The 26157-nt window shown below is 72.0% G+C and carries 23 protein-coding genes; 15 read left to right on the top strand and 8 right to left on the bottom strand.

The window, feature by feature from the left end; genetic code table 11:
• Window positions 1–233 precede the first annotated feature (233 nt).
• Both ABWV20_RS09590 and hisC read right to left on the bottom strand, forming a co-directional pair.
• Window positions 234–995: a hypothetical protein gene (locus ABWV20_RS09590; protein ID WP_353354847.1), complete on the bottom strand. Its 762-nt coding sequence runs from the start codon at window positions 993–995 to the stop codon at window positions 234–236.
• A 15-nt stretch (window positions 996–1010) separates the two neighbouring features.
• On the bottom strand, window positions 1011–2129 hold the full coding sequence (gene hisC, locus ABWV20_RS09585) for a histidinol-phosphate transaminase (RefSeq protein ID WP_353354846.1): 1119 nt from the start codon (window positions 2127–2129) through the stop codon (window positions 1011–1013).
• A gap of 151 nt (window positions 2130–2280) precedes the next feature.
• Here hisC and ABWV20_RS09580 point away from each other — a divergent pair, with 151 nt between their 5' ends.
• Together ABWV20_RS09580 and ABWV20_RS09575 are read left to right on the top strand one after the other, a co-directional pair.
• Window positions 2281–3369, top strand: coding sequence for a 6-phosphofructokinase (locus ABWV20_RS09580; protein WP_353354844.1), 1089 nt, complete (start codon window positions 2281–2283; stop codon window positions 3367–3369).
• Window positions 3370–3374: 5 nt separating this feature from the next.
• Window positions 3375–3758 (top strand): phage holin family protein, encoded by a 384-nt coding sequence (locus ABWV20_RS09575; RefSeq protein ID WP_353354843.1) that lies wholly within the window; start codon window positions 3375–3377, stop codon window positions 3756–3758.
• Between the two features lie 131 nt (window positions 3759–3889).
• On the opposite strand, the gene ABWV20_RS09570 is transcribed toward ABWV20_RS09575, so the two are convergent.
• A complete protein-coding gene (locus ABWV20_RS09570; RefSeq protein WP_353354842.1) occupies window positions 3890–4225 on the bottom strand; it encodes a TfoX/Sxy family protein in 336 nt (111 codons plus the stop codon).
• 29 nt (window positions 4226–4254) lie between these two features.
• Window positions 4255–4725 carry a VOC family protein gene (locus ABWV20_RS09565; protein WP_353354840.1) on the bottom strand — a complete coding sequence of 157 codons (471 nt, stop codon included), beginning with the start codon at window positions 4723–4725 and terminating at the stop codon, window positions 4255–4257.
• A 151-nt stretch (window positions 4726–4876) separates the two neighbouring features.
• Here ABWV20_RS09565 and ABWV20_RS09560 point away from each other — a divergent pair, with 151 nt between their 5' ends.
• Together ABWV20_RS09560 and ABWV20_RS09555 are read left to right on the top strand one after the other, a co-directional pair.
• Window positions 4877–6145: an exonuclease SbcCD subunit D gene (locus ABWV20_RS09560; RefSeq protein ID WP_353354838.1), complete on the top strand. Its 1269-nt coding sequence runs from the start codon at window positions 4877–4879 to the stop codon at window positions 6143–6145.
• 1 nt (window position 6146) lies between these two features.
• The gene (locus ABWV20_RS09555; protein WP_353354837.1) at window positions 6147–9140 is read left to right on the top strand and encodes an AAA family ATPase; all 2994 of its coding nucleotides are present in this window, start codon (window positions 6147–6149) and stop codon (window positions 9138–9140) included.
• Between the two features lie 41 nt (window positions 9141–9181).
• Here the strand turns inward: ABWV20_RS09555 and ABWV20_RS09550 are convergent, their stop codons facing one another.
• Together ABWV20_RS09550 and paaN are read right to left on the bottom strand one after the other, a co-directional pair.
• Window positions 9182–10501, bottom strand: a complete 1320-nt coding sequence (locus ABWV20_RS09550; protein ID WP_353354836.1) for an MFS transporter — start codon at window positions 10499–10501, stop codon at window positions 9182–9184.
• Window positions 10502–10658: 157 nt separating this feature from the next.
• Window positions 10659–12383 (bottom strand): phenylacetic acid degradation protein PaaN, encoded by a 1725-nt coding sequence (gene paaN, locus ABWV20_RS09545; protein ID WP_353354835.1) that lies wholly within the window; start codon window positions 12381–12383, stop codon window positions 10659–10661.
• A 54-nt stretch (window positions 12384–12437) separates the two neighbouring features.
• Between paaN and ABWV20_RS09540 the strand changes: the two genes are divergently transcribed.
• Genes ABWV20_RS09540 through ABWV20_RS09510 form a run of 7 tightly spaced genes read left to right on the top strand, consistent with a single transcriptional unit; the run spans window position 12438 to window position 19536 of the window.
• Window positions 12438–13613: a 3-hydroxyacyl-CoA dehydrogenase NAD-binding domain-containing protein gene (locus ABWV20_RS09540; RefSeq protein ID WP_353354834.1), complete on the top strand. Its 1176-nt coding sequence runs from the start codon at window positions 12438–12440 to the stop codon at window positions 13611–13613.
• On the top strand, window positions 13610–14041 hold the full coding sequence (gene paaI, locus ABWV20_RS09535) for a hydroxyphenylacetyl-CoA thioesterase PaaI (RefSeq protein WP_353354832.1): 432 nt from the start codon (window positions 13610–13612) through the stop codon (window positions 14039–14041). The genes ABWV20_RS09540 and paaI overlap by 4 nt, the downstream gene beginning before the upstream one ends.
• Window positions 14042–14099: 58 nt before the next feature.
• Window positions 14100–15233: a DUF7847 domain-containing protein gene (locus tag ABWV20_RS09530; protein WP_353354831.1), complete on the top strand. Its 1134-nt coding sequence runs from the start codon at window positions 14100–14102 to the stop codon at window positions 15231–15233.
• Window positions 15233–15880 carry a DUF4129 domain-containing protein gene (locus ABWV20_RS09525; protein WP_353354829.1) on the top strand — a complete coding sequence of 216 codons (648 nt, stop codon included), beginning with the start codon at window positions 15233–15235 and terminating at the stop codon, window positions 15878–15880. The genes ABWV20_RS09530 and ABWV20_RS09525 overlap by 1 nt, the downstream gene beginning before the upstream one ends.
• Window positions 15877–17106 (top strand): DUF4350 domain-containing protein, encoded by a 1230-nt coding sequence (locus ABWV20_RS09520; RefSeq protein WP_353354828.1) that lies wholly within the window; start codon window positions 15877–15879, stop codon window positions 17104–17106. The genes ABWV20_RS09525 and ABWV20_RS09520 overlap by 4 nt, the downstream gene beginning before the upstream one ends.
• Window positions 17103–18191: an AAA family ATPase gene (locus ABWV20_RS09515; protein ID WP_353354827.1), complete on the top strand. Its 1089-nt coding sequence runs from the start codon at window positions 17103–17105 to the stop codon at window positions 18189–18191. Before ABWV20_RS09520 ends, ABWV20_RS09515 begins: the two co-directional genes overlap by 4 nt.
• A gap of 49 nt (window positions 18192–18240) precedes the next feature.
• Window positions 18241–19536, top strand: a complete 1296-nt coding sequence (locus tag ABWV20_RS09510; protein ID WP_353354826.1) for a DUF58 domain-containing protein — start codon at window positions 18241–18243, stop codon at window positions 19534–19536.
• Window positions 19537–19550: 14 nt separating this feature from the next.
• Here the strand turns inward: ABWV20_RS09510 and ABWV20_RS09505 are convergent, their stop codons facing one another.
• Complete coding sequence (locus tag ABWV20_RS09505; protein ID WP_353354824.1) at window positions 19551–20546, bottom strand: stage II sporulation protein M; 996 nt, start codon at window positions 20544–20546, stop codon at window positions 19551–19553.
• Between the two features lie 57 nt (window positions 20547–20603).
• On the opposite strand from ABWV20_RS09505, the gene ABWV20_RS09500 reads away from it, so the two are divergent.
• A complete protein-coding gene (locus ABWV20_RS09500) occupies window positions 20604–21431 on the top strand; it encodes an RDD family protein (RefSeq protein WP_353354823.1) in 828 nt (275 codons plus the stop codon).
• A gap of 47 nt (window positions 21432–21478) precedes the next feature.
• Here ABWV20_RS09500 and ABWV20_RS09495 read toward each other — a convergent pair whose 3' ends face one another.
• Complete coding sequence (locus ABWV20_RS09495) at window positions 21479–23050, bottom strand: DEAD/DEAH box helicase (protein WP_502901775.1); 1572 nt, start codon at window positions 23048–23050, stop codon at window positions 21479–21481.
• Window positions 23051–23380: 330 nt separating this feature from the next.
• Here ABWV20_RS09495 and ABWV20_RS09490 point away from each other — a divergent pair, with 330 nt between their 5' ends.
• From ABWV20_RS09490 to ABWV20_RS09480, 3 genes are read left to right on the top strand one after another with little or no spacing between them, the layout of a single operon-like run.
• On the top strand, window positions 23381–24295 hold the full coding sequence (locus ABWV20_RS09490; protein ID WP_353354821.1) for an ABC transporter substrate-binding protein: 915 nt from the start codon (window positions 23381–23383) through the stop codon (window positions 24293–24295).
• The gene (locus tag ABWV20_RS09485) at window positions 24295–25296 is read left to right on the top strand and encodes an amino acid ABC transporter permease (RefSeq protein ID WP_502901774.1); all 1002 of its coding nucleotides are present in this window, start codon (window positions 24295–24297) and stop codon (window positions 25294–25296) included. Before ABWV20_RS09490 ends, ABWV20_RS09485 begins: the two co-directional genes overlap by 1 nt.
• Window positions 25296–26153 carry an amino acid ABC transporter ATP-binding protein gene (locus tag ABWV20_RS09480; protein ID WP_502901773.1) on the top strand — a complete coding sequence of 286 codons (858 nt, stop codon included), beginning with the start codon at window positions 25296–25298 and terminating at the stop codon, window positions 26151–26153. Before ABWV20_RS09485 ends, ABWV20_RS09480 begins: the two co-directional genes overlap by 1 nt.
• The last annotated feature ends 4 nt before the right edge of the window (window positions 26154–26157 follow it).

Raw genomic sequence — 26157 nt, 5'->3', positions numbered from 1 at the left:
GACCGCCCCTGGGCAGAAACAGATGGCCCTTGACACCCGGTGATCAGCAAGCCGCACTGACCCGTCAGGCAAGTCAGTGCGACCCGGTGATCAGCAAGCCGCACTGACCCGTCAGGCAAGTCAGTGCGACCCGGTGATCAGCAAGCCGCACTGACCCGTCAGGCGGGTCAGTGCGACAGGGAGGCCGGGGCCGCGGGCTTCCCGGAGCGACGACCCGCCGACGCAGCGGGCCGCTACGAGGACGGCGGCCCGAAGTCGTGGTCATCGGGCGTGGGATCGGTGAACCCGACCGGTTCGGCCGGTGCGGTCCGAGGCGCTCGCGGGGGCAGTGGCCGGTCACCGGTCCGCTCCCCGTGGAGGATGACGCCGCCCGCGCGAGGGTCGTCCACCGGTCGGGCGGTCGCCTCGTCCTCCCCTCGGGCCGTCGCAGCCAGGGCGGACGCCGCCGCCCAGGCTCGTCGCGCCACGATGACCAGCGAGCTCCAGAGCATGACCAGCAGCCCGAGAGCGAGCAGGACGAGCGACCCTTGCTCGAAGCGTCCCGCCGGTGGCGTCCCGCGGAGGATCACATTCTCGGACCCGTAGAACAGCGACTGCTCGCTCTGCCGTTCGACGACGATGTGCGCGACGTAGGAACCCAGAACGGCCGTGCCGGCAGCACCGAGGAGCCGACCGGGGAGGCCGGGGACGACGAGCCACGCCACGGCTCCGCTCGCTCCCACGACGAGCATGAGCACGAGGTAGGCGAGTCCCCACGGGTTGCTCATCTCGGAAGGGCCCATCTCCTCCGGAGCGCCGAGGAAGGCGTACTGCCCCCAGCTCCACTCGAGGTTCACCAAGTCGCGCTGCTTGCCGTCGCCGAGCATGACTCCGGGCTGCGTCAGGCTCATCGTCGGCCAGAACACCGACGGAACGAGAGCCAGGACTCCCGCGAGCGCCAACGAGCCTCCGAGGACCCGCCCTCGAGCCACGAGGAACGTCAAGGCCGCCCACATGGCCGGACCGCGCGCCTACCGGGCCCCGAACTTCTCGGCCACCTCGAGCAGCCGGGTGTTTGCCTCGGCCTCCCCGATGGTCACCCGGACCCCGTCGTCGCCGTACTGGCGCACCATGAGGCCGGACTCCTCACACGCCTCGGAGAACGCGGTCGAGTCAGAGCCCAGCGGGAACCACACGAAGTTGGCATCCGTCTGGGGCAGCTTCCAGCCCTGGTCCTGCAGGGCGCGGACGACCCGCTCGCGCTCGGCGACGAGGGACTCCACCCGCTCGTTCAGCTCGTCGAAGGCGTCGAGGGAGGCGACCGCGGCGACCTGGGCCACCGAGTTGACCCCGAAGGGGGTCGCCGTCTTGCGGATCGCCGCGGCGACCTCGGGGTGGGCGACCGCAAATCCCACGCGCAGACCCGCCAGCCCATAGGCCTTGGAGAACGTTCGGAGCACGACGACGTTGGGCCGCTCGCGCCACACCTCCAGGCCGCGCACCGCCTCGGGGTCGCGGACGAACTCGACGTAGGCCTCGTCGACGACGACGATGACGTCGCTCGGCACCCGGTCGAGGAACGCGTCGAGCTCTGCGCGGTGCACCGAGGGACCGGTCGGGTTGTTCGGCGTGCAGACGAGCACGACGCGGGTCCGCTCGGTGATGGCGTCAGCCATGGCGTCGAGCCGGTGCCGCGCCTCGTCATCGAGGGGGACCAGGACCGGCGTGGCGCCGGCCAGCTGCGTCACGATCGGGTACGCCTCGAACGACCGCCACGCGAAGACGACCTCGTCACCCGCGTCGCACGCGGCCTGGACGATCTGCGCGAGCACGGCGACCGACCCCGTGCCGGTGGCGATGCAGTCCGCGGACACGCTCAGTGCCCGTCCGAGCCGTTCGCGCAGGGCACCCACCGCCATGTCGGGATAGCGGTTGATGGAGGTCGCCGCCTCGGCGATCGCCGTGAGGACCGACGGGAGCGGGCGGTAGGGGTTCTCGTTGGACGACAGCTTGTACGGCGTCACCCCGGCCGGTGCGGCGGCGGGCTTGCCCGGCTTGTAGTCCGGCATCTGCCCGAGGACCTGTCGCAACCGCACCGTCGGCGAGGCACCCGATGCGGAGGATGAGGGCAGGACGGCGTCGTCGGTCATGCGCACCACTCTATTGATGGGCGGGAGCGCTCGGAGGGTCCCGACCCGTGGACCCAGCCCAGCGGCATACGGCCTGATGTGGCTAGGCTCACACTGTCGCGCCAACGCCGCCTCGACTCTTCTGCATGCCCACACACGAAGGACGTCGCACATGCGCATCGGCATCCTCACCGGGGGCGGGGACTGTCCCGGCCTCAATGCCGTCATCCGGGGCGCGGTCCGCGCCGCCGAGGTGACCTACGACAGCACGATGGTCGGCTTCCGCAACGCCTGGCGCGGGGTGATGGACAACGACTTCGAGCTGCTCGACGTCGACCGCTGCCGCGGGATCCTCCCGCTCGGCGGGACCATCCTCGGGACGAGCCGCGACCAGCCGTTCGCCTTCGAGGACGGCCTGAAGAAGGTCCGCAAGGCCTACGACCGGCACGGCCTCGACGCCATCATCGGCGTCGGCGGCGAGGGCTCGATGAGTGTCCTCGCGCGGCTCCACGAGAACGGCTTCCCCGTCGTCGGCGTCCCCAAGACCATCGACAACGACATCTCCATGACCGAGATGACGTTCGGTTTCCAGACTGCGGTGCAGATCTGCACCGACGCGATCGACCGGCTCCACACGACGGCCGAGTCGCACCACCGGGTCCTCGTCGTCGAGGTCATGGGGCGGCACGTGGGCCACATCGCCATCTGGTCGGGGATCGCCGGCGGCGCCGCCATCACCTTGGTCCCCGAGGAGCCCTTCGACATCGGCGAGGTCTGCGAGCGGATCGTCCACCGGCACCGCAAGGGTCGCTTCGCGACGATCATCGTCGTCGCCGAGGGGGCGCTGCCGAAGCCGGGCACGATGGAGCTGCCGGAGCCCGAGATGGACAAGTACGGCCACCAGATCCTCGGCGGCATCGGCTCGATCCTCGCCCGCGAGATCCAGGGCCGGACCGGGATCGAGAGCCGAATGACGGCCCTGGGCCACATCCAGCGCGGTGGCTCGCCGGTCGCCTTCGACCGGGTCCTCGGCACGCGCTTCGGGGTCGCGGCGGTCGAGGCGGCGCTCGACAGCGCTTGGGGCGAGATGGTCGCGCTGCAGCAGGGCCACATCGTGCGCGTGCCGATCAAGGACGCCGTCGGACAGCTGAAGATGGTCGACACCGACCTGCTGCGACTCAACACGATGTTCCAGCCGCGGATCCCCGGCGACGAGTACCCCGGCATTCCCGCCGATCGACTTGAGCGCGTGGAAGACTGACGGCCATGCTGCTCAACTTCGTGATCAAGACCGTCATCAACGGCATCGCGCTGTGGATCGCCGCCCTCCTCGTCGACGGGATCACCTTCGGGAACGAGCCGGACACCTGGGCCATCGTCCGGACCGTCCTGCTCGTGGCGCTGATCTTCGGCATCCTCAACACGTTCGTGCGACCGATCGCGAAGGTCGTGTCGCTGCCCTTCATCATCCTGACGCTGGGCCTCTTCGTCTTCATCATCAACGCGTTGATGCTCCAGCTCACGTCGTGGCTCGCCGACAAGTTCGACCTCGCGTTCCACGTGGAGAGCTTCTTCTGGGACGCGATCCTCGGGTCCCTCATCATCACGTTCGTGTCGATGATCCTGGGTTTCTTCAACCCCAAGGACTGACAGCTCTTTTCGGTCCCTGTCGTCGCCGGACGACCGTTGGTCACTGAGCGCGGTGGGGAGCCACCGTGGCACGCCAGGGGCGTAGCCTGCGCGACCACCAACGGTCGTTCGTCGCCGACGGCTCCCCAGCCTCAGCGTTTCGGCGGCAGCGTGCGGGCGTAGCCAAGACCCTCGTCGACCCACCGACGCAGCTCCGCGTCGTCGTCGACCACGTCACCGTCGACCCGCAACCAGCCGGCCATCTGCCGACCCTGCATCTCCATCCGTCGGACGTGGACGTCGTCGACCAGGGCGTCCGACCGCTGCGGGTCGACTCTGACGAGCAGGCCGCCCTGCCCGCTCGCGGCGACGGCCATGTTGCCGTGCGCCAAGAAGGCCAGACCGCCGAACATCTTCTTCTCCGCGACGACCGGATCAGGTCCGATCAGGAACCGGATCCGGTTGGCGAGCTCCTCGTCGTAAGCCATGGCAGGAGTATCTCCTTCGTCGGGGCAGGTCAGTCGAGGCAGAACTCGTTGCCGCCGGGATCGGCCATCACGATGAAGCCCGACGACATCGGCGGGTCCGGCTCGAAGCGCCGGATCCTGCTGGCACCCAGGGAGACCAGGCGCTCACACTCAGTCTCGAGCGCAGCCATCCGCTCGTCCCCCTCGAGGCCCGGCGCGGCCCGGACGTCGAGGTGGACCCGGTTCTTCGCGGACTTCGGCTCGGGGACCTGCTGGAAGAACACCCGCGGCCGCGCGCCGGCGGGGTCGATGATCGCCGACGCCGAACGGTGCCGCTCCGCCGGCACGCCCGTCGCCGTGAGGAAGGCTGCCCAGGCCGCCAGCACGTCGGCCGCAGGTGTCTCGGGAGGCAGGTCGCTCCCGGGAGGCGGCTGGACCACGTAGTCGAGGACCTCGGCCCAGAACAGGCTGAGCTCGATCGGGTCGGCTGCATCGAAGGTGACCTGGAACTCGCGGCTCATGCTGCCCATCGTGCCCGTAGCCACTGACACCAACCAGGTGTGGCACGAGCTGGCCACTCGACGAGGAGGGAACCCAGCGGCATCCGGCCTCATTCGTCCCACGTGGCGTGTCCGCGCGATGGGTGTCGGCGGGCCGTCCTACCTTCATGGCATGCGGTTGCTTCACACGTCGGACTGGCACCTCGGGCGGACCCTCCACGGGGTCAGCCTCCACGAGGCGCAGTCGGCCGTCCTCGAGCGGATCTGTGAGCTCGTCGAGGACCCGCCGGATGGCGTCCCGATCGACGCGGTGGTCGTGGCCGGTGACGTCTACGACCGCGGGGTGCCGCCCGTCGAGTCGGTCCAGCTCTTCGAGTGGACCCTGTCGCGGCTCTCCCAGGTGACCACCGTCGTCGTCACGTCCGGCAACCACGACTCGGCGATCCGGCTGGGCTACGGCTCCGGCCTCTTCCGCGACCGCATCCGGATGATCACCGACATCTCGATGATCGACCTGCCCGTGCTCCTCGAGGGCTCCGACGGGGTGCAGGCGGCGATCTACGGCATCCCCTACCTCGACGTCGACCACGCACGGGCTGCCCTGGCCCGCGGCGGTGAGACCCTCCCCCGCTCGCACCAGGCCGTCGTGGGCGCGGCCTGCGCGAGGATCCGCGAGGACCTCGGCGGGCGCGCCGGCGTCCGCTCGGTCGTCGTGGCGCACGCCTTCGTCGCCGGCGCCGAGCCGAGCGACTCGGAGCGGTCGATCGCCGTCGGCGGGGTCGACCGTGTCGCCGGCACCGTGTTCGAGGGGATCGACTACGCCGCCCTCGGGCACCTGCACGGACCCCAGGCCCCCGAGTGTGCCGCGGGGTCGGTCGTCCGCTACTCCGGCTCGCCGCTGCGCTACTCGTTCTCGGAGCAGGACCACACCAAGTGCGCCCTCCTCGTCGACCTGCCCGCCGCCGGCCCCGTCCAGGTGACCGAGGTCGAGATCGTCCAGCCCCGCGCGATGGCGACGCTCCGGGGCCTCCTCGAGGACCTGCTCGCCGACCCCGCGCACACCACTCACGAGGACTCCTGGCTGCGCGTCACCGTCACCGACCGCGCACGACCCGACTCCCTCATGGACCGGCTCAAGTCACGGTTCCCGCACGTCCTGCAGGTGTTCCACGAGCCCGACGGGCGGATCGAGCGGGGCGTTCGCGGCACGACCGTCGTCAGCGAGCGCGACCCGCGCGAGCTCGGCTCCGACTTCATCGCCTACGTCTCCAAGGCCGAGGCGAGCGAGGGCGAGATCGCGTGCTTCGTCGAGGGCTACGAGGCCGCGGTCAGGGCCCAGTCGCTCGCGGAGGCGCAGGAGCGGGAGGAGCGCGGGGCCACGTCCGCGAGCGAGGAGCCCAGCGGCATCCGCGCTCGTCGGTCCGAGGAGGAGGTGGCCTGACGTGCAGCTGCACCGCCTCGAGATGACCGCCATCGGTCCGTTCGCGGGCACGGAGGTCATCGACTTCGGCGCCGTCGGGCGCGCGGGGCTCTTCCTGCTCGAGGGGCCGACGGGGTCCGGCAAGTCGACGATCATCGACGCGATCACCTTCGCGCTCTACGGCAAGGTGGCGCAGGCATCGGCCGACGTCGAGCGGATCCACTCCCACCACGCGGACCCCCGCGAGATCCCCGTCGTCACGCTCGTCTTCGAGACCCAGTCGGGGCTCTACCGGGTGCGGCGGACGCCGCGGTTCGAGCGGCCCAAGTCGCGTGGCGCCGGCCTCACCGTGCAGCAGCCGTCGGTGAAGCTCTGGCGGGTCGCGAGCCCGGACGACCTCGAGGGCGGCGAGCTGCTCTCCACCACCATCGGCGACTGCGACGACGAGATCACCCGCGCTGTCGGCCTGACCAGAGAGCAGTTCGTCCAGACGGTGATCCTGCCGCAGGGCGAGTTCGCGACGTTCCTGCGGGCCAAGTCCGAGGACAAGGGCAAGCTGCTCGAGAAGGTCTTCGGGACCGCCTTCTTCCGGCGCGTCCAGGAGGAGATCGTCGAGGCCGGACGGGTGGCCCAGGCTCGACGGGCCGGTGCCGTGGCAGAGATCCGCGACTGCATCCATGCCTTCGCCGTCTCGGCCGGGATCGAGGCCGAGCGCCGGGACGAGCTCGTGGCCCTGGCCCAGGCCACGCCGGGTGACCTCGAGGGCGAGCTCGCGCAGGTCGTCGACGAGCTGGCCACCCGCGAGCGGCACGCCGCCAAGGCGAGCCGCGAGGCCATGGAGGCTCATCAGCAGATGGCCGACATGGTCAGCGACGCCAAGCTGCGGCGGCAGCGGCGGCAGCGGCTCCTGGAGCTCCAACGGGAGGACGAGACGCTCGGTGCCCGGGCGGTCGAGTTCGACCGGCTTCGGGTGGCCGTGGCCCGGGCGAGGCGGGCGCGCCCCGTCGCCGGAGCCGTGCGCACGCTCGCCCAGAGCGAGGCAGCGCTCAAGCGGGCCGAAGCAGCGGTCGCCACGGCCCGCGCGCGGGTGCTGCCCGAGCAGCGTGACCTGACGACGGCCGAGCTGCGCGTCGCGGCATCGACGACCCGCGAGGTGGTCGGCTCGCTCACGACGGCGGCAGAGCTCGAGGGCGCTCTCGCGATGCGGCGCACCCAGCTCGACGAGACGCGCGCCCGCACGGGCCGGGCCCACTCGGCGCTCGACCGGGTCAGGGCCGAGCTCGACGCGCTCCCCCGGTCGATCACCGCCCACGAGGCATCGCTCACGACGGCCCGGCACCTCCACTCGCTCCTCGACGGCCGGACCGCCGCGGCGGCCCGGGCCAGGAAGCAGGTGGAGGCGGCGACGGACCACGCGGCCGCCGGCGCCAGGCTGCCTCGGACCGAGGACGCGGCCACCCGTGCCCTGACCGCCCTGCGTGACGGTGAGGCGCGCCTGGGCCGGCTGCGCCAGGCGCGGATCGACGACATCGCCGGCGAGCTCGGGCTGTCGCTCGAGGACGGGCGGCCCTGCCCCGTCTGCGGCTCGGTCGACCACCCCTCGCCGGCGCGGCCCACGCCCGACGCCGTCACTCCCGAGCAGATCGCGCAGCAGGAGGAGCGCGTCGAGGCGCTGCGCTCCGCCGTCGCGGAGGCCACGGACCGGCTGGCCGGTCTGCGCGCCGAGATCGCCAGTCTCGCCGTCGCCTCGGCCGGTCTCGACGTCGATGCGGCCACCGCCGCGGCCCAGCAGGCTGCGGACGACCTCGCCGAGTCGCTGCGGGCCGGGGACGCGGTCGCCCGGTCCGAGGCCGCCCTCGGTGAGCTCCGCGCCCGCAGCGCCGAGCTCGCCCAGCGGGCCACCGAGCTGACGGCCGAGGCCGCCCGGCTCGAGCACGCGACGATCGCGCTCGAGGAGCAGGTCACGGTCGACGCAGCCGTCGTCGAGGCCGCCCGCGACGGGCACCCGACGGTGTCGACCCGGCGCGCCGCCCTCGTCGACGCGGCCACCCGCATCGACGTCCTCGTCGACGCCCTCGGCCAACGCGAGGCCGCCCGCGCGAGCGTGGTCGAGGACGAGGCCGCCCGCGACGCCGACCTCGCCGCGGCGGGCTTCGCCGACGTCGCCGAATGGCTGGCCGCCGACCAGACGGTCGAGTGGATCGCCGCTCGGGAGAGGGAGATCGCCGAGTTCGAGACCGCCTGCACGCGCGTCAAGGCCGGGCTCTCGGGGCCGGAGCTCGCCGACGTGCAGCTGGACACCCTCTTCGACGACATCGAGCAGATGGTGGCGGTCGAGAAGGCCGCGAAGAAGGAGATGGAGGCGGCCACCAACGAGCGGGGCAGCCTGCGCAGCCAGGTGAGACGGACGAAGGAACGGGTCAGCGCGATCCGGTCCGCGCTCGAGCGCAACGCCGCCTGCATCGCCGAGACGGCCGACGCGGTCCGGCTCGGCCAGCTCGTCGCGGGCAACGGCGACAACCAGCTCAACCTCGACCTCGCCAAGTACGTCCTCATCCGCCGGTTCGCCGAGGTCCTCGCCGCGGCCAATGCCGAGCTCGCGCGGTTCTCCGGTGGGCGCTACTCGCTCGAGCACACCGACGCCAAGAAGGGCAACGCCAAGTCCGGGCTCGGCGTCCGCGTCCAGGACATGCACACCAACCAGGTCCGCGACGTCGGCACCCTGTCGGGTGGCGAGACCTTCTACGTCTCCCTGTCGCTGGCGCTCGCCCTGGCCGAGGTGGTCCGGGCCGAGTCAGGCGGCGTCGACCTCGGCACGCTCTTCGTCGACGAGGGCTTCGGCACCCTGGACCCCGACGTGCTCGACGACGTCATGCACACCCTCGAGGGCCTGCGGGCCGGGGGCCGCACGGTGGGGATCGTCAGCCACGTCACCGAGCTCAAGTCCCGGGTGGCGGACCGCATCGAGATCCTCGTCAACGAGGACCGCACCTCGACCCTCCGCGTCACCGCCTGAACCAGCGTTCGATGTGATCGATCGACGCTGGTCCCGATCGATCACATCGACCGAGCAGAGTCCCGGTTGGCCGCCGCGACGGCGACAATGACGACACCGACGACCGCTGACCCTGCAGCCAGCCACGAGTAGCCGAGACCCCCGACGACGACTCCGGCGACGGCACCTCCGCCGGCGCCGGCCAAGCCCATGAAGACGTCCGCGAGACCCTGCGTGGCCGGCCGCTCGTCGGTCTCGACCGCTCCGGTAAGCAGCGTCGAGCCCGACACGAGCGTGCAGGACCAGCCGACGCCGAGCAGGAACAGCGCGACGAGCAGGAGCGCCGACCACCCGGCGTCCGACAGTGCGGCGAGCACGGCCGACAGGGTGAGGATGACCCCGCCGAGCATCGCGACCGGCTGGCCGCCCCACCGGTCGACGGCCGTGCCGACCACGGGCGACAGGACGTACATGCCGAGGATGTGGATCGAGATGACGAAGCCGATGACCTTGAGCTCGGCGTGACCGTGCTTCATGTGGATCGGCGTCATCACCATGACGCTGACCATGACGAGGTGGCCGAGCCCCATGACGAGGACGGCCCGTAGGGCGCGGCCGTTGCCGCGGATGACCGAGAGCCCGCGCCCCATCGACCCGTCGTGGTTGGGCGCGGTGGGCGCCGGCCCCGTCGTCGTGCCCTCCGCCAGCTCGGCCGTATGCCGCTGGGCTCGCTCCTCGTGGGCGGTGGCCTCGAGCGCCTTGGCCGTCACGAGCGGGTCGGGGCGCAGCAGCCGGTTGACGACGGCCCAGGCGAGCAGGAAGCCGACGAGGGAGAACACGAACGAGCCCGCGAGGTCGGGGATGCCGATGAGCCGGGCCACCGACACGCCGGGCCCGACGAGGTTGGGCCCGGCGACCGAGCCGATCGTCGTGGCCCAGACGACGATCGACAGGTCCCTGCCTCGATGGGCGGGCGCGGCGAGGTCGGCCGCGGCGTAGCGCGCCTGGTTGTTCGCCGTCGTGCCACCGCCGAAGAGGAACATGCCCACGAGGAAGAGGGGGAACGACTCGGCCACGGCGGCGGTGATGACGAGCGCGGCCCCGGCGAAGGCCACCCCGAGACCGAGGGACTGCCCGACCCGGCGCCCGCGCGCAGCGATCGCCCGGGCGACGGGGATCGTGATGAGGGCGCTGCCGAGGACCTGGGAGGTGGTGCCGACCCCGGCGAGCGACTCGGTCCCGCTGAGCTCCTCGGCGAGCAGCGCGCCGACCGCGATCCCGCTCGCCATACCGACGCCACCCAGGATCTGGGTCGCGACGAGGGTCCGGATGACCTTGCGCTGCAAGGAGGCCCGGTCGACGGGTGTTTCGGTGAGCGTCACTGCCGGCACTTCCTGCACATTCGACTGGGTGGGTGGTCCCGCTTCCTCGAGCGTCCGTTTCGGGCCGTTCGACTGGGTGGGTGGTCCCGCTCCGTCGAGTGTGCAGAAGATGTCGCTGCAGGGCGACACTTTTTGCACACTCGACGCGGGCCTGGGGTCACACGTGGCGGCGGGACGTGATGACGCGGAAGCGGTTGGCGACGAACGCGGCGTCGGTGTAGGCGGCGTTGGCCGCGGGGTTGGCGCCGGTGCCGTGGAAGTCCGAGAAGGCCGCGGTCTGGTTGACGAAGACCTGTCCCGTGAGGTTCTCGGACAGCGCGACCCCGCCGTCGACGGCGGCCTGCCGGGCGCGCTCGAGGACCTCCTCGTCCGTGGAGTACACCGAGGCGGTCATGCCGCCGTGCTCGCGCACCGTGTCGGCGAGCTGGGCGAGGGACTGGTCCGTCGAGGCCGTCTGGATGAGGAACCCGACGGGCCCGAAGCACTCCTGCGTGTAGACGTCCTCCCGCTGCACGTCCATGGCGACGAGGCCGGGAGCCCGGACCACCGCCTCGGCGTAGGCCGGGTGGGTGATCCGGCGCGAGTCGAGCAGGACGCGGCCCTCGGCCTCTGCGGCCATCGACTCGAGGGACTCGGCGTTGGCCCGGACCTGGTCGTTGACGGTGGCTCCGAGCAGCTCGACCGCCTTCGCGTCGTCGCCGGTCAGCCGGGTCACGGCGGCGGCGAGGCGCTCGCCGAACTCGTCGAACGACAGGTGGCCCTCGTCGGTGTCGACGCCGTCGGTCGGCACGTAGATGTTCTGCGGGGCGGTGCACATCTGCCCCGAGTAGAGGCTGAGGGAGAAGGCGAGGTTGCCGAGCATCCCCTTGAGGTCGTCCGTCGAGTCGACGACGACGGTGTTGAGGCCGGCCTTCTCGGTGTAGACGAGCTTGCCGAGGGCAGCACCGCGCTCCTCGAGCCAGGCCCCGAAGGCGGGCCCGCCCGTGTAGTCGACGATCGCGACCTCGTCCCGCTCGGCCAGCGTCCTGGCGAGGCCCTGCCCGTCGACCTCGGCGGCGAGCTGGACGAGCGCCGGGTCGAAGCCGGCCTCGGCGAGCACCCGCCGGGCGGCGTCCACGGTGATGGCGAGGGGGAGCACTGCACGCGGGTGCGGCTTGATGACGACGGGGTTGCCCGTGACGAGCGAGGCGAAGATCCCGGGGTAGGCGTTCCACGTCGGGAAGGTGTTGCACCCGATGACGAGGGAGACCCCGCGAGGCACGATCCGGTAGTCCTTCTGCATCCGGATCGGCGCCGGCTTGCCCTCGCGGTCCTTGCCCGGCTTCTCCCAGACGACGGACTCGGGGACGCGCTCCTGCTCGACGAGGCCGGCGGCGACGGCCTCCAGGGCCCGCTCCTGGGCGTGCGGCCCGCCCGCCTGGAAGGACATGACGAACGGCTGGCCGGACGTGTGCATGACGGCGTTGGCCATCTCGAACGACCGCCTGTTGATCGCGTCGACGATCTCGACGCACACGGCCGCGCGGACCTGCGGGCCCGCATCACGCCACGCCGGGATCGCGGTCGCGGCGGCCGCGAACGCTGCGTCGAGGTCCAGGGACGGGTAGGCCACCCCGAGCGTGGGCCCGTAGGGGGAGACCTCGCTGCCGACGAAGGTGCCGGTGACCCCGGAAGCGAGCTCAGCGGCATACGGCCGGTTGAGGTGGGCTTCGTACGCGGCCAGCCCGTCCGCGGCGGCGGTCTCGCCGTACACGCGGGGCGAGGGGGACTCGGGGTAGCGGGAGTACCAGGAGCGGGAGGCGAGCGCCTGACGGATCTCGTCGAGGACTCCGGCGTGCTGGTCGAGCAGCGGGTGGGTGGGCTTCGTTGCCTGTGCAGTCACGCCTTCAAGGTTAGGCCGTGTTCCGTCCGGTGGCGGACCGGGCAGGATGGTCCCATGGACTTCAACGACGTCGCAGTCATCGGTGCCGGTGCCATGGGGGCTGGGATCGCCCAGGTCGCGGCGGCCGCGGGCCACCGGGTGAGCCTCGTGGACGCGGTCCCCGGCGCCGCGGAGGCGGCGATCGAGCGGCTCGGGGGCGGCCTGGACCGCCTCGTCGCCAAGGGCCGGCTCACCACCGACGACGCCGCCGCGATCCGGGGGCGTCTGACACCGGTGGGCGCGGTCGACGAGCTCCCCGAGTGCGCGCTCGTCGTCGAGGCGGTGCCCGAGGACCTGGCGCTCAAGCGGAAGATCTTCGGTGACCTCGGCGCCTCCCAGCCGACGTGGACGATCCTCGCGACGAACACGTCGAGCATCGACGTCTCGGCGATCGCCGAGGCCGTCATCCACCCCGAGCGTGTCGTCGGACTCCACTTCTTCAACCCCCCGCAGGTGATGGCCCTCGTCGAGGTCGTCCACGGCGAGAAGTCCGGCGCTTCGGTGCTCGACGAGGCGGTCGACCTGATGCGCGCCTGGGGGAAGACGCCGGTCCGCTGCTCGTCGACACCAGGTTTCATCGTCAACCGCGTCGCACGGCCGTTCTACGGTGAGGCCCAGCGGATGGTGGCGGCCGGCGTCGCGGACCCGGCGACGATCGACTGGATCCTCCGCGAGAAGGGCGGCTTCCCGATGGGGCCGCTCGAGCTGACCGACTTCATCGGCCAGGACGTGAACCTCGCCGTCGGGACCTCCGTGTGGGAGCAGACCGGGCGGGACGAGCGGTACGCGCCGACCGAGTTCCAGCGGGGCCTCGTCGAGGCGGGCAGGCTCGGTCGCAAGTCGGGTCAGGGCGTCTACACGTATGCCGCTGACGGCGCTCTCGTCGGAGGTGACCCCGACCTCGGGCTGGCTGAGCGCCTCGTGGGCGGTCCGATCGAGACCGACCCGCTGGCCCGGACGGTCGCGATGCTGGTCAACGAGGCCGTCGACCTCGTCGGCCGCGGCGAGGCGACTGCTGAGGACGTGGACGTCGCGATGGTGCTCGGCACTCGCTACCCCCGGGGACCGATCGAGTGGGGACGTGAGATCGGGTTCGCCGTCGTCTCACGCCAGATCGAGGAGCTGGACCGGGCCTTCCCGGGCGGACGCTACCGCCCGAGCCCGGCCCTGCTGGACGGGACGCTCCGATGAGCGAACCGGTGGGGACCGACGAGGACGCCGGCGTCGCGTTCGCGCGCCAGATGTGGGCTGACGACGAGGCGTCCCGCCGGCTCGGCATGGAGGCGCTGGTCATCGAGCAGGACCACGCCGTGGTGCGGATGCCGATCCGCGAGGACATGGTCAACGGGCACGACATCTGCCACGGCGGCTTCGTCTTCACGCTCGCCGACTCCACCTTCGCCCTGGCGTGCAACTCCCGTGGTTCCATGACGGTCGCGTCCGGCGCGGACATCACGTTCACCGCACCCAGCCGCCTCGGCGACGTCCTCGTGGCCGAGGGCACGGTGCGATCGGCGTTCGGCCGCAGCGGGATCACCGACGTCACCGTCAGGCGCGAGTCGGACGGGCAGATCATCGCCGAGTTCCGTGGAAGGAGCCGGTCCCTCACGCGTCCGTGACCGACGGGCGGCCGGGTCGCCCGGTAGATTTCGGGCACCAGAGGGAAGACAGGAGACCATGAGCGACCAACCGGGCTGGGCTGCCCCCGGCCCCGTGCCCTCGGGCGGCGACGACCGGCCGGTGCCGCCCGACGGAGGGTCGACACCGCCTCCTCCCCCGGCCTACTCCCCTCCGCACCACTCGCCTGCACCGGCTCCACCGCCCGGCGCCCACGCGCCCATGGGCCCGCCGCCACGAATGGAGTACCGGCCCGGAGTCATCCCGCTGCGCCCGCTCTCGATGGGCGAGATCTGGAGCGGCGTCTTCGCGACCATCCGAGGCAACCCGGCCGCGACCCTGGGGCTGGCCCTCCTGACGACGACCTTGGCGCTCGTCCCGGCCACCGCCCTGGCCCTCTGGGTCGCCGGGCAGGACCTCAGCCTTGCGGAGATCTTCGCCGCCGACCCCATCGGTGACCCGTCGGCTGCCTCCGACGCCTACCTGACCGCCACGCTCGCCTCCTCCATCCCGACGCTCGCGATGTGGGTCGTCGCCCTCCTGCTCCCCCTCTTCATGGCTCTCGTCATCGGTCACGCCATCCAGGGCCGGAAGGTCACGTTGGCCCAGACCTGGCAGCAGACCCGGGGGCGGATCCTCGCCGCCATCGGCACGACCCTGCTCATCCTCCTGATGCTCGTGGGCCTCGTCGTGGCCGTCGCCATCGTCGTCGCCGGGCTGTGGTCCTCCGGCGGTGGCCAGGCGACGTTCGCGGTGACGCTCCTGGTCCTGCTCCTGGCGGTGGCCGCCGCTGTCTACCTCTGGGTCAAGATCAGCTTCGCCGTGTCCATCGTCGTGCTCGAGACGGCCGGGCCCTGGCGGGCGATCCGCCGCTCCTGGCAGCTGGCCCGGGGAGGGCCGGCCTGGCGGATCTTCGGGATCAGGTTGCTCACGACGATCGTGGCGTGGATCGCCGGTTCGATCATCGCGACGCCCATCGCGCTGTTCCAGCTGCTCGCTCCGGGCGACGCGGACGGGAGCTCCCTGGCCTGGGTGCTCCCGGTGACCCAGGCCGTCTCGGTCCTCGTCCAGGGCATCCTCATCACCCCCTTCGTCTCCGGCGTCGACTCGCTCCTCTACGTCGACCAGCGCATCCGCCGGGAGGGCCTCGACGTGCAGCTGATGCAGCAGGTCCACCCCTCACCGAGCACCTGATGGTGCACTCCTGGGCGCTGTCCGTTCCCGTCGACCCGTCCGCCGACGAGGCGCGTGAGTGGCTGCAGCGCGAGCTGTCCAGACCGGAGTACGCCGACGACCGCAGCCTGCTCCAGCGCTTCGTCGACTGGGTCGCCGAGCTCGTCTCCGCGATCCTGATGCGCGGCAGCGGCGGGCTGCCCGGGTGGGTGCTGCCCGTTGCCCTCGCCCTCGTCGCGACGGTGCTCGGCGTCCTCCTCGTCGCCAAGGTGGGACGGGACCCGGGAGCTCGCGGCGGGCGCGGCGGCAGCGTGCTCGATGAGCCGCATCTCGACGCCGAGGCCTACCGCACCCGGGCACGCGCGGCGTGGGCTGCGGGCGATCTCGACACGGCCGCCGCCGACTGGTTCCGGGCCATCACCGCCGCCGCAACGGAGCGCGGCCTGATCGACGACAGCCCCGGCCGCACCGCCCACGAGGTCAGCCTGGCGCTCGCGGCGCTGCTGCCTGACGAGGCCGCTGCCGTCAGTCGGGCCGCCGACCACTTCGACGCCGTCCGCTACGGCGACGCCCACGTCGACCGGGCCACCGCCCGGTTCGTCGCCGACCTCGACGAGCGCCTCACCGCCTCCCGTCCCTTCCTCAAGCGGACGGGGGTCGGGTCGTGACCACCCAGCTGCCGGCCTCCGTCAAAGCGAGCGCCCCGGCCTCCCGTCGGGCACCACGTCGCCGCTGGGGCCTGGCCGCGCTCCTCGCCGTCGCCGCCATCGTCGGGGTCGCGCTGCTCGCCCTCGTCTCCAGCGAGCCCGGTGGCTCCGGGACGCTCGCAGATCCGGCCGGCTCCTCGCGCCACGGCTCACGAGCCCTCGCCCAGGTCCTGCGGGAGCAGGGCGTCGAGGTGCAGGTCGTCCGGACGATCCGTGCCTTCGAGGCCGCGAGCACGGGCCCCGGGACCACGGTGCTCGTCGGGTCGTTCGACTTCCTCGGTGCGGCCGCTGCCGAGCGGGCCGCACGGCACGCGGCCACCGCCCGCCGCCTCGTCCTCGTCGAGCCGAGCGACCTGGCGCTCGGCGACCTGGGGGTCCGCCTCGTCACCAGTGGCCGTGGCCTAGCCGATCTCCGCGGCCAATGCACGTCCGGCATCGTCGATCCCGACGACCGGCTCGAAGCCGTCACCAGCTTCTACCGGTCCGCCGGCTCCCTCGGCGGTGACGGACCGGCGATGCCGGACGCAGCGACCGGCTGTTTCCGCGCAGAGGACGACGCTGCAGCCCTCGTCGTCCTCCCCGCGACGGCCTCAATGCCGGAGACGGTGGTCCTCGGCTCGGCCGAGGCGATGACGAACGCCCGCGTCAGCGACGCCTCGCACGCGGCCATCGCGCTGCGGGCGCTCGGCGGCACGGAGCGGCTCGTCTGGTACGTGCCGGACATCTCGGACCTCGACGTGCCGGACGCCAGCGGGCAGTTCCGACCCTCCGACCGCGGGGTCCCGGAGTGGTTCGAGCCCACCGTCCTGCTCCTCGTCCTGACCTTCGTCGCCTTCGCGCTGGCGCGCGGTCGCCGGCTCGGCCGGATCGTCACCGAGCCCCTCCCCGTCGTGGTCCGGGCCGTCGAGACCACCGAGGCGAGGGGCCGCCTCTACCGCCGCGCCGGCGACCGTCCTCGGGCGGCGAGCATCCTCCGGGCCGGGACTCGCAGCCGCGTGGCCGCGCGGCTCGGCCTGCCCACACCCGCCTCTGACGACGCCGTCGTCGAGGCGGTGGCGCGGGCCGCCGACCGAGACCCGGCAGAGGTGCGGGCCCTGCTGCACGGTCCCGCCCCCGGCAACGACAGAGACCTGGTGCTGCTCGCCGAGCAGCTGGCCCAACTCGAGGAGAACGTGCGACGCGCATGACCGACAACACCACCCCCATCGAGCCGTCCGGACCGCCCGCGGCACCAGCGGGCCCACCCTTCAGGGCCACCTCCACGAGCGACCCCACGAACGACCCCACGAGCGACCACACGAGCAACTTCGCGAGCAACTCAGCCGGCGACGCGCTCGAGGCGCTGCTCGCGGTGCGCGCCGAGGTGGGCAAGGCGGTCGTCGGACAGGACGCGGCCGTCACCGGCGCCATCGTCGCGCTGCTGACCAGGGGGCACATCCTCCTCGAGGGCGTCCCCGGCGTCGCCAAGACCCTGCTCGTCCGGGCCCTCGCGGCCGCGCTCGACGTCACGACCAAGCGGGTCCAGTTCACCCCTGACCTCATGCCGGGCGACGTGACCGGATCGCTCGTCCTCGACCCGCGGACGACCGACTTCACCTTCCGCGAGGGACCGGTCTTCACCAACCTGCTGCTCGCCGACGAGATCAACCGCACGCCCCCGAAGACGCAGTCGGCCCTCCTCGAGGCGATGGAGGAGCGCCAGGTGACGGTCGAGGGGACGCCTCGACCGCTCCCCCGCCCCTTCCTCGTCGCCGCGACCCAGAACCCCGTGGAGTACGAAGGCACGTATCCGCTCCCGGAGGCCCAGCTCGACCGGTTCCTGCTCAAGGTGAGCCTGCCGCTGCCGGCTCGCAACGACGAGATCGAGGTGCTGCGACGCCACGCTGCCGGCTTCGACCCGCGCGACCTCGCCGCGGCGGGCCTGACCGCCGTCGCCGGGCCCGCGGACCTCGCGGCCGGGGCCGCCGCGGTCCAGCGCGTCGTCGTCTCCCCTGAGATCTCCGGCTACATCGTGGACATCGCGCGGGCCACCCGGACCTCGCCGTCCCTGGCGCTCGGGGTCAGCCCGCGCGGGGCCACCGCCCTGCTCGCGACGAGCCGCGCCTGGGCGTGGCTCAACCGCCGGGCGTTCGTCACCCCAGACGACGTCAAGGCGATGGCCCATGCGACCCTCGCGCACCGCCTCACCCTGCGACCGGAGGCCGAGCTCGAGGGAGTGAGCGTCGCCGCCGTCCTCGACAGCGCGCTGGGGTCGGTGGCGGTGCCCCGGTGACAGCGCTGCCGGAGCGGGCGCTCGGCGTCACCCCTTCCGGGTGTGCGCCGTGGTCCTGACGGGGCGCGCCGCCGCGGCCGTGCTGCTGGGAGTCGCCGCGATCGCGTGGCGTCCGAGCACGGGCACGGTGCTGCTCTGGGCGCTCGGCGTCGTCGTCCTCGTCGCGGTGGACCTCGCCCTGGCTCCCTCCCCGCGGACCCTCGTCCTCGAGCGGTCGGTCAGCCCGCTGGTCCGGCTCGGGGAGGCTGCCAGGAGCGACCTGCTCGTGACCAATCCGGGCCGCCGCGGAGTCCGCGGCCAGGTTCGGGACGCCTGGCAGCCCTCCGCGGGCGCGGAGGAGGACCGGCACCCCCTGCGCCTGCGCTCCGGCGACCGGGTCCGGCTCACGACCCGGCTGCTCCCCACCCGGCGCGGCGACCGGCACGCCGACCTCGTCACCGTGCGCCTCCGCGGCCCGCTGGGCCTCGCCGCCCGACAGACGTCCGTCGCCGTGCCGGGCACGGTCCGGGTGCTGCATCCGTTCCACTCGCGACGCCACCTGCCGGCCAAGCTCTCCCGGCTTCGGCAGATCGACGGTCGATCGGCGGTGCGCCGGCGCGGCCAGGGCACCGAGTTCGACTCGCTCCGCGACTACGTCGAGGGCGACGACGTGAGGTCGATCGACTGGCGGGCCACCGCCCGACGCGGGTCGGTCGTCGTGCGCACGTGGCAGCCGGAGCAGCACCGGCGCATCGTCATCGTCGTCGACACCTCGCGGACCAGCGCCGGACGGGTGGGGGACGTCCCCCGCCTCGACGCGGCGATGGATGCGACCCTGCTCCTCACCGCCCTCGCGGGTCACGCGCACGACCGGGTCGACGTCATCGCCGGCGACCAGCGGGTCCGGGTGCGGGTGATCGGGTCTGCCGACCGGGCCAACCCGCTGGCCGAGGTCGTCTCGGCGCTGGCCCCCATCGAGCCCGCCATCGTCGAGGCGGACTGGTCGGCCCTCGCGGCTGCTGTGGTGAGCCGCCACCACCAGCGGTCGCTCGTCGTGCTCCTCACCCCCCTCGAGCCGGCCGCCATCGAGGAGGGGCTGCTCCCCGTCGTCCCCGCCCTCGTCGCCCGGCACCGCGTCGTCCTCGCCAGCGTCGCGGACCCGGCCGTCGGAGACCTGCTGGCCGAGCGCAGCACGACCACAGCCGTCTATGCAGCCGCCGCGGCGGAGCGGACGATCGCCCGGAGGCACAGCGTCGCCGCTGCCCTGGAGCGGATGGGGGTGGACGTCATCGATGCCGAGGCCGACGAGCTGCCGGCCCGACTCGCGGACCACTACCTCTGGCTCAAGAGCGAAGGCCTGCTCTAGACGATCGGGGGGCGTCAGCCGACCACGGGGGCAGCGTCGCCCACCGAGGCGCGCGACACGTCGCCGGTGGCTCCGGCGCGGAAGGCCCGTCGCCCGACGACGAAGACGTAGACGAGGAACGCCGTCTCGGCCAGCACCCCGACGAGGACCCGCGCCGCAGTGGGCAGCCCGGAGGGCGTCACGAAACCCTCGATGAGCCCGCTGACGAGCAACACCGCAGCGAGCCCGAGTGCGATCCCGATGACGGTGCGGCCCGCCTCCGCGAACGCGACGGCACGCGGTCGCGGGCCCGGGTCGATCCACGACCAGAAGAGCCACAGTCCGGCACCTCCCGCGACGAAGACCGCGGTCAGCTCGAGTAGCCCGTGGGGAAGGATCATCCCGAAGAAGAGCGACACCCGGTCGTGGCTCGCCATGAGCGCACCGACGATCCCGACGTTGACGGTGTTCTGCCACAACAGCCACACCACCGGCAGGCCGAGCACACCGAAGACGATGCACTGCGCCGCCACCCACGCGTTGTTGACCCAGACGAGCGTCGCGAACTCGTGGTGTGGGAACTCCCGGTAGTAGTTCTCGAAGTCGGTGCCCACGTAGGCGTCGATCTCCGCGCGCGACAGCATCGACGTGTAGACCTGCGGGTGCTCGATCGTCCACCAGGCGACGAGAAACGCGGCCACGACGTTGAGGGCCAGGGTGGCGACCCACCAGCGCCGCAGTCGGTAGAGCGCGGCCGGGAACGTCCGCAGGAAGAACCGACCGAGGTCGGCCCACGTCGACGTGCTCTGCCCGGCCAGGGTGACCCGGGCGCGGCTGAGGACGGTCGACAGGTGGCGGATGAGAGCCGGGTCGGCCTCGCCGGTGCGGATCAGGGAGAGGTGGGTCGACACCTGCTGGTAGAGGTCGAGCAGCTCGTCCGCCTCGTCGCCGTCGAGGCGCCGCCGCCGGCTCAGCTCGTCGAGCCGGCCCCACTGCGCGGAGTGGGCGGCGACGAGGGCGTCGAGGTTCACGCCGTCACGATATAGGCCGTATGCCGCTGGGCTCGCCGGGTGCGTACGCTGCCTCCCATGACGGCTGGGTCGCCCGCGGGGCAGGGGTCGCGCAGCTACGCCCCGGAGGAGGCGGTGACCGGTGAGGGGGTGGCCCTCGAGCTGCCCGTCGCGAACCTCGGCACCCGGGCCCTGTCCGGCCTGATCGACGTCATCGCCCACGTCGGGCTGCTCATCGGCGTGTTCTTCCTGACCCGTGCGCTGACCGGGCAGGCGTCCGAGGCGGTGTCCCGCACGGGGATGATCGTCGCCCTCGTCGCGGTGCTCGTCGGGGTGCCCACCGTCTCGGAGACGCTCAGCCGGGGCCGGACCCTGGGCAAGCTCATCACCGGTCTCCGCGTCGTCCGGGACGACGGTGGGCCGATCTCGTTCCGCCACGCCCTGGCCCGCGCGCTCGTCGGGTGGGTCGAGATCTACCTGCTGACGGGCATCGCCGCTGTCATCTCGGCCATGGTGACGGCCCGGACGAAGCGGCTGGGCGACCTCGCCGCCGGCACCTACGTCATCGCGGAACGGAGCCGCATCCAGCTGCCGCCGCCACCGGTGGCCCCTCCCGAGCTGGAGGGCTGGGCTCGTCGCGCCGACATCGCGGCGCTGGAGCCGGACCTGGCCGTCGCGGTTCGCCAGTTCCTCCCGCGAGCGCCGCTGCTCGTGCCGACGGCCAGGCAGGAGCTCGGCCGCCAGCTGCTGGCCCGGGTGCTGCCCCGCGTCGCGCCGGCACCGCCGCCGGGCCACCACCCCGAGGCGGTCCTCGCGGCGGTCATGGCCGAGCGCTACCGCCGGGACCTGGAGCGACTGCAGCGCGAGCAGTCCCTCCGAGAACGAGTCCTCCCCCGTTCGATGTGATCGATCGAGAACAGGCTCGATCGATCACATCGACTCAGCGAAGGGTTTCAGCTGGCCTGGCGGCGGCGGCCACCCGCACGGGTGCCGGCCGAGAAGGCAGCTGCGCCACCAGTCGAGCTCGTCGAGTAGACCGTCGCGGTGCCGCCGCGGGCGCCACCGCGCCTGCTGCCCTGACCACCCTGACCACCCTGACCACCCTGACCACCCTGCGCGGACCGCCCGCCGTTGCCGCCTCGCCGGGTCCCGTCGGCCGCTGCCTTCGGGCCCGAGCCAGCGGAACGACGACCGCTGCCCTGAGCCTCGCCGCCCTGGGCGCGCCCCCGACCCCGGCCGCCACCGACGCGAGCACCGGAACCCGGAGCCTGCTGCTTGCGACCCCGGCCACCGCCGGCGGGGGCTTCCTCGCGGACGAGCCCAGCGGCATACGACCGCTCACCGGGAGCGAGCTCCACGAGAAGGGGGTGTCCGGGCGCGACCCGGGTCGTCGTGGGCTTGATGCCCGCCTTGCGCGTGAGGTCACGGACGTCGCGCACCTGGTCGTCGAGCATCATCGTCACCACGGTGCCGGAGGCGCCGGCGCGGGCGGTGCGGCCCGACCGGTGGAGGTAGGCCTTGTGCTCGACCGGCGGGTCGGCGTGGATGACGAGCGCGACGTCGTCGACGTGGATGCCACGAGCCGCGATGTCCGTCGCCACCAGCGTCTGTGCGCGACCACTGTGGAAGTCGTCCATGTTGCGCGTGCGCGCACCCTGGCTGAGGTTGCCGTGCAGCTCGACGGCCGGAACTCCCGACGAGTTGAGCTGCTTGGCCAGCTTCTTGGCCCGGTGCTTCGTCCGCGTGAAGACGACCTTGCGCCCCGGGGCGGCCGCGAGGTCGAGGATCACGGGCAGGTGCGTGTCGGAGGCCACGTGGAGCACGTGGTGGGCCATCGTCGAGACCGGCGACTGGGCCGAGTCCGCCTCGTGCGTCCGCGGATTGGTGAGGAATCGCTTGACGAGGACGTTGATCGCCCCGTCGAGCGTGGCGGAGAAGAGGAGCCGCTGGCCCTTGGCCGGCGTCTGGTCCATGATCCGCCGGACGCCGGGGAGGAAGCCGAGGTCGGCCATGTGGTCCGCCTCGTCGATGATCGTCATCTCGATGGCGTCGAGGGCCACGTGGCCCTGACCCATGAGGTCCTCGAGTCGGCCGGGGCAGGCGACGATGACGTCGACACCACGGCGCAGCCCCTGAACCTGGGGGTTCTGGCCGACGCCGCCGAAGATCGTCTGGCTCGTCAGTCCGGCCGTCCTGGCCAGCGGCGCCAGGGCGGTGTCGATCTGCGTCGCCAGCTCACGGGTCGGGGCGAGGATGAGCGCGCGGGGGCGCCCGGGGCGGCTCCGAGCCGGTGCGGCGGACAGGCGGGCCACGAGCGGCAGCAGGAACGCATAGGTCTTGCCGGACCCGGTCCGGCCCCGGCCGAGCACGTCGCGCCCGGCCAGCGAGTCGGGCAGGGTCGCCGCCTGGATCGGCGTCGGGGTCGTGATGCCGAGGTCGGCGAGCAGGGTGGCGAGGGCGGTCGGCACGCCGAGCGCGTCGAAGGTCAAGGCAGTCGTGTCAGTGGACACAGGTGGGTACTCCAAGAGGTCAGTGAGTGGTCGTTCTGCCCGGCGCGAGGCCGCTCGGAAGCGAGTGGCCGGTCGCGGCGCAAGAGCGAATCGACTGGGGCGAGAGCAATGGGTCCCGCCAAGAAGAAGTGGCCCGAGGCAGAACTGGGCGGGCCACTGGGGTCCACGGTAGCCGACGGCCGGTCGTTTCCTTGCATCGGTCCGTTGGACGGGAGGATTTCGCGCATCCCGCATCCAAGACAACGGTTCGGTTGCGCTGATGTGCACGGCCGCTGGAAGGTGGCAGTATCGGCGTTCTCAGACAGCACCACGGACGCCCTCGTCCGAACCGTGGAAGGACCACCCATGCGTCGTTTCCCCCTCCTCGCCGTGACCGGCATGGTCGCCGCGGGCCTCACCCTCTCGGCGTGCGGCTCCGACACGCTCGAGCCCCGCTCGCCCAACCAGAGCGCGCCGCAGGCGAGCACACCCGCGAGCACCGGCTCGGCCGACCCCGCTCTCGCCGAGAAGGTCCCGGACAAGATCAAGACCGCCGGCAAGATCGTCGTCGGCACCGACGCGAGCTACGCCCCCAACGAGTTCATCGGCAACGACGGCAAGACGGTCGAGGGCATGGACGTCGACCTCTTCAACGCAGTTGCCGCCAAGCTCGGTGTCACCGCCGAGTACCAGAACGCCGGCTTCGACACGATCATCCTCGGCGTGACCGGCGGCAAATACGACGTCGGCGTCTCGAGCTTCACCATCAACGACGACCGCAAGAAGGAAGTCAACATGGTGAGCTACTTCAACGCCGGCACCCAGTGGGTGGCCAAGACCGGCAACCCGAAGAAGGTCGACCCCAACAACGCCTGCGGCCTGACCATCGGCGTCCAGAAGGGCACGGTGCAGGAGACCGACGACCTGCCCCTCAAGCAGAAGGCCTGCACGGATGCAGGCAAGCCCGAGATGACCCTCGTCGTGCAGGAGAAGCAGGACCAGGTCACCGCGGACGTCGTCTCCGGCAAGACCGACGCGATGCTCGCCGACTCACCGATCGGCCTCTACGCCGTGAAGCAGACCAACGGGCAGCTCGAGGCCGTCGGCGACATCTACGACGCCGCCCCCTACGGCTTCGTCGTCCCCAAGGACCAGACCGAGTTCGCGCAGGCGATCGCCGACGCGCTCAAGGCGCTCAAGGCCGACGGCACCTATGACGCGGTCCTCAAGCAGTGGGGCAACGAGAGCGGTGGCATCACGGACTTCGCCGTCAACCCCTGATGTCGCACTCCCCTGAGCTGACCCCTCGGGAGTCCGTGGGCACTGAGGACCGGCCGGGCGTCATCCACGCCCGGCCGGTCCCCCACCCGTGGCGCTGGGTGGCCCTCGCGGTCATCGCCGTCGTCGTGGCGATGGTGATCAGCTCCTTCGTGACCAACGAGCGGTGGAACTTCCCGCAGGCCCTGCGGATCATGAACTTCAACCCCGTCCTCGAGGGCCTCATCAAGGGGACCCTCCTCGGCACCGCCGGCGCCATGGTCCTCGGCGTCGTCCTCGGCGTCGTCATCGCGGTCATGCGGCTCTCGGCCAACCCGGTGCTCCGCGGCGTGTCCTTCGTCTTCACCTGGTTCTTCCGCGCGATCCCCCGCTACGTGCTGCTCGTCATGATGGGCAGCATCGGCTACATCTACCCTGAGCTCGCCCTCGGGCTGCCCTTCGGCCAGCAGCTCGCGGAGGCCCTCGGCTGGGGCAGCGACCTCACCTTCGCCACGATCGACGTCAACCGGTTCAGCACCGGCGTGAGCACGGGGATCATCCTCGGAATCGTGGGCCTCGGGCTCTCCGAGGCCGCCTACATGGCCGAGATCGCGCGTGCCGGCATCCTCTCCGTGGACAAGGGCCAGACGGAGGCGGCCGAGGCCCTCGGCATGAGCTCCGGCCAGACGATGCGCCGCATCGTGCTGCCGCAGGCCATGCGCGTCATCGTCCCGCCGACGGGCAACGAGACGATCGCCATGGTCAAGGACACGTCGCTGCTGACGGCGATCCCCGTGCAGCTCGAGCTGTTCAACCAGACCCGGATCATCGGCACGCGGACGCTGCAGATCATGCCGTCCCTCGTCGCCGCGGTCGGCTGGTACCTCATCGTGTGCTCGGTGCTCATGGTCGGCCAGTACTACCTCGAGAGGTACTTCGGGCGCGGGTTCGGCCAGACCAGGCGACAGGCCCGCAAGGCCCAGAGCAAGCGCGTCGCCCGCCCCGCCGGCATGGGAGGTGCCTGATGACTGCCCCCACCCCGACGACGCGGTCGCGTCGCGCCGATGGCCCACCCCTCGTGCGCGCCACCAACGTCATGAAGGCCTTCCACGGTAACGAGGTGCTCAAGGGCATCGACCTCGAGGTGCACCACGGCGAGGTCGTCGTCCTCCTCGGCCCCTCGGGCTCGGGCAAGACGACGTTCCTGCGCTGCATCAACCAGCTCGAGACCATCGACGGCGGGCGCATCTGGGTCGACGGGCACCTGATGGGCTACCGGGAGGACGAGAAGGGCCACCTGCACCACCTGACGGACAAGCAGGTCGCAGCGCAGCGTCGGGACATCGGCATGGTGTTCCAGCGGTTCAACCTCTTCCCGCACAAGACGGCCCTCGAGAACGTCATGGAGGCGCCGATGCAGGTCAAGGGGATGGGCAAGGCTGCGGCCCGGGCCCGCGCCCTCGAGCTACTCGAGAAGGTCGGCCTCGCCGACAAGCCGAAGGCCTACCCCGGCGCCCTCTCCGGCGGCCAGCAGCAGCGCGTCGCGATCGCCCGGGCGCTGGCGATGGATCCCAAGCTGATGCTCTTCGACGAGCCGACGTCCGCGCTCGACCCCGAGCTCGTCGGCGAGGTGCTGCGCGTCATGCGTGACCTCGCCGAGGCCGGCATGACGATGATCGTCGTGACCCACGAGATGGGCTTCGCCCGGGAGGTCGCCGACCACGTCGTCTTCATGGACGCAGGGGTCGTCTGCGAGGAGGGCCGGCCGGCGGACGTCATCGCCAACCCGCAGCAGGAGCGGACCCGGGCCTTCCTGCGCCGGATGCGCTCGGAGGAGGAGCAGGAGCGCCTCGACGAGCAGGAGCAGGTCGAGCAGGCCTGAGCCA

Source organism: Intrasporangium sp. DVR (assembly GCF_040365325.1).
Taxonomy (GTDB): Bacteria; Actinomycetota; Actinomycetes; order Actinomycetales; family Dermatophilaceae; genus Intrasporangium.
The sequence above is the reverse complement of the archived record's forward strand: the minus strand, read 5'-3'. Positions and strand labels throughout refer to the sequence as shown.